This is a genomic window from Acidobacteriota bacterium (assembly GCA_016196065.1).
In the GTDB taxonomy this organism is placed as follows: Bacteria; Acidobacteriota; Terriglobia; order Terriglobales; family Acidobacteriaceae; genus Acidiflorens.
On the sequence record JACPYL010000006.1, the window covers coordinates 1 to 3,544 of the forward strand.

Annotated in this window: 3 protein-coding genes and 3 tRNA genes; 4 read left to right on the forward strand and 2 right to left on the reverse strand. The window is 56.8% G+C overall.

Features of this window, described 5'->3' with window-relative positions; all coding sequences use genetic code 11:
• Positions 1-155: 155 nt before the first annotated feature.
• Both HY010_01020 and HY010_01025 read right to left on the reverse strand, forming a co-directional pair.
• Entirely contained in the window at positions 156-1,163 is a 1,008-nt protein-coding gene (locus tag HY010_01020) for an NAD-dependent epimerase (GenBank protein MBI3474287.1), read from the reverse strand.
• The gene (locus tag HY010_01025; GenBank protein MBI3474288.1) at positions 1,160-2,545 is read right to left on the reverse strand and encodes a UDP-glucose/GDP-mannose dehydrogenase family protein; all 1,386 of its coding nucleotides are present in this window, start codon (positions 2,543-2,545) and stop codon (positions 1,160-1,162) included. Before HY010_01025 ends, HY010_01020 begins: the two co-directional genes overlap by 4 nt.
• Before the next feature lie 305 nt (positions 2,546-2,850).
• Here HY010_01025 and HY010_01030 point away from each other — a divergent pair.
• The 4 genes from HY010_01030 to tuf all read left to right on the forward strand — a co-directional run.
• Positions 2,851-2,935 (forward strand) — tRNA-Tyr (locus tag HY010_01030).
• Positions 2,936-3,011: 76 nt separating this feature from the next.
• Positions 3,012-3,085, forward strand: a tRNA-Gly gene (locus tag HY010_01035).
• Between the two features lie 183 nt (positions 3,086-3,268).
• Positions 3,269-3,344, forward strand: a tRNA-Thr gene (locus HY010_01040).
• A 58-nt stretch (positions 3,345-3,402) separates the two neighbouring features.
• The coding region (tuf, locus tag HY010_01045; GenBank protein ID MBI3474289.1) for an elongation factor Tu at positions 3,403-3,544 on the forward strand (142 nt) is incomplete at its 3' end.

Consider the following 3,544-nt stretch of genomic DNA (forward strand, 5'->3'; position numbering starts at 1 on the left):
CCTGAAAAAGGCTGGCAAACCGCCTAAAGTCGTGATCGTTGCTTGCATGAGAAAATTGTTAACCATCATGAATTCTATGTTAAAAAACAATACCCCGTGGAACCCCAAAATCGCTTGACTTGGAACACGGTTGCTCTCCCGAAGGGAGAGGGGGTTTAAATGGAGTAATAATTTTTATACCACTCCACAAAGCGCGCGATGCCTTCTTCTATGGAGGTTGTTGGTTTATATCCCACGTCGCGTATCAAATCATCTACGTCCGCATACGTCGCCGGGATGTCACCCGCCTGTAAAGGCAGCATATTGAGAATGGCTTTTTTGCCGAGATGCTTTTCCAATGTTGCAATGAAGTGCATCAGTTCCACCGGCTGATTGTGGCCAATGTTATATAAGCGGTAAGGCGCAAGACTGCTGGCGGGATCGGGCGCCGCGCCGCTCCAGTCAGGATCAGGTTCTGGAATTTTATCCAGCACGCGCACCACGCCTTCCACGATATCGTCTATATAGGTGAAGTCACGTTTGTGTTTGCCATGATTAAAAACATCTATCGGTTCGCCCGCGAGAATTTTCTTGGTGAAGATAAAAAGCGCCATGTCGGGCCTTCCCCACGGTCCGTACACGGTGAAAAAGCGCAGGCCTGTCACAGGCAGGCGGTATAAATGGCTGTAGGTGTGCGCCATCAACTCATTGGCTTTTTTGCTGGCGGCATACAGGCTCACCGGATGATCCACGTTGTCATGCACCGAGAACGGCATCTTGGTGTTGGCGCCGTAGACCGAACTGCTGGAGGCGTAGACGAGATGTTCCACATTGTGATGGCGGCAGCCTTCCAGGACGTTGAGAAAGCCGACGATGTTGGACTCTATGTACGCGTGCGGATTTTGCAGTGAATAGCGCACACCGGCTTGAGCGGCGAGGGCGACGACGCGCTGCGGTTTGTGTTGCGTGAACACGTGTGCCAAGCCGGCGCGGTCTTGCAGGTTGACGCGCGCCTCGGTGAAACGGGGATGGTCTGAGTAGCGGGCCAATCGCGCGAGCTTGAGGTTGACGTCGTAATAGTCGTTGAGATTATCAACGCCGATGACCTCATCGCCACGTTCGAGCAGGCGCGGCGTGAGCGCCGCGCCGATAAAGCCGGCGCTGCCGGTGACGAGTATCTTCACTCTCGTTCCGTGCGCGCCTGGCTGTCGGATTCCGGCTTGTGGATCATGCCGGGCGAGGGCGTTCCCCTGCCCATCGCGTAATAGATGAAGCCCGCTCTGGCCACTAACTGCGGGTCATAGAGGTTGCGGCCGTCGAGGATCACCGGCGCGTTGAGCAGGTGTTTGATCTGCTCGAGATCCGGGCTGCGAAACACGTTCCACTCGGTCACCAGAACCAAGGCGTCGGCGCCTTGCAGGGCATGTTCTTTATCGGGACAAAGTTGCAGATCGGGGCGTTCGCCGTAGATCGCGCGCGTCTGTTCCATGGCCGCCGGATCGTAGGCCCGCACCTTGGCGCCCGCCGCCCACAGCGCCTCCATCAAGGTGCGGCTGGGCGCTTCGCGCATGTCGTCGGTGTTGGGCTTGAAGGCCAGCCCCCACAGCGCGAGGGTCTTGCCGCGCAGCGCGCCGTCGAAATGTTTGGAGATCTTTTCGAATAACACCTGCTTTTGACGGGCATTGACGGCCTCCACGGAGGACAGCAATTGCGCCGGATAGCCAGCCTGAGCGGCGGTATGCACCAGGGCCTGCACGTCTTTCGGGAAGCACGAGCCGCCGTAACCGCAGCCGGGATAAATAAAATGATAGCCGATGCGCGGATCGGAACCGATGCCCAGCCGCACCTGCTCGATGTCCGCGCCGACCCGCTCTGCGACGTTGGCAAGCTCGTTCATGAAGCTGATCTTGGTGGCGAGCATGGCGTTGGCTGCGTATTTGGTCAGTTCGGCCGAGCGCACGTCCATCACCACCATGCGATCGTGATTGCGGTTAAAGGGCGCATACAGGGCGCGCAGCAATTCAACGGTGCGCGGATTATCCGCGCCGAGGATGATCCGGTCCGGGCGCATAAAATCATCCACCGCGGCGCCTTCCTTGAGAAATTCAGGATTGGAGGCGACATCGAACTCCACCTGCGCGCCGCGCCGCTGGAGGGTATCGCGGATGACCGCCTGGACCTTATCGGCTGTGCCTACCGGCACAGTGGATTTATTCACGACGATGCGGTAGCCGTTCAGGTGCTCGCCGATGGCGCGCGCCACCGCGAGGACATGGCTTAAATCGGCGCTGCCGTCTTCTCCGGGAGGGGTGCCCACGGCGATGAACTGAAACAGGCCGTGCGCGGCGGCGGCCTGCATACCGGTGGTGAAGGACAGGCGGCCGTCCTTGAGGTTGGACTGCACCAGGTCCTCCAGCCCGGGTTCATAAATGGGGATCTTCCCTTGGGTCAGCATCTCGACCTTGCGGGCGTCGGTGTCCATGCACACGACCTCATTGCCCATCTGCGCGAGGCACGCGCCGCTTACCAGCCCGACGTAGCCTGATCCATAAATAGTTATTTTCATTGTGTTTTTTTAGTTCGCCGGTGAGACGGGGTAGGTTGACTATGATGGAATCATAGCATTTCTACCCAGTACGCCATGACACCCCCAACCCGTCCGGGCTCGAATGGCGGCGGCGTAAGGTTTGGGTTATAATTTTAGTTTAAAGTCCTCTTTGCCGCGAGTATGTGGCCCGGGTCATAAAAAACCTATTTTAACAGCCGGCGGGAGGGTTTGCTTACTTGATTCCTCTCATAGTCGTGACACCTCACAGCCAGAATAGTTGACGCTACGCTATATTTCCAGCAAAATAACCGGCTTATATTTGCGGAGGGGTTCCCGAGCGGTCAAAGGGATCAGACTGTAAATCTGACGGCTCAGCCTTCGGAGGTTCGAATCCTCCCCCCTCCACCAAGACGCCCATGAGGATAACTTGGCGGAGGCGAGGCAATGAGGGGTTCAGGTGCTGTCAGTGTATCTGTTTTGCAGGGCGGGTGTAGTTCAATGGTAGAACTTCAGCCTTCCAAGCTGATAGCGTGGGTTCGATTCCCATCACCCGCTCCAGTTTTTTTAGTTACCAGTTTTCAGTTGACGGTGGCCGGCTACCAAGTGACGGGATCAAAGCCCATATAGCTCAGTCGGGCGAGTGGCGGGATTAGGAGCCACGAGCGCCCGTCTAGGGATGGCGGGCAGGTGCTGATATGTGAGCTAGGGCTTCGCCAAGGACGGCCGAGATAGTTTGAACATGCCCATATAGCTCAGTCGGTAGAGCACTTCCTTGGTAAGGAAGAGGTCATCGGTTCGATTCCGATTATGGGCTCCATTGGCTGAGCCGCGAGTTAAACAGTTCTGTTAATTAGGTATTGTAGGGAGATATTCTGATGTCCAAGGCAAAATTTGAGCGGACCAAGCCGCATTTAAACGTAGGCACCATCGGCCACGTAGACCATGGCAAGACCACCCTGACGGCGGCCTTGACCAAAGTCATGGCAGGGCTGCACGGCGGTGAATACAAAGCCTACG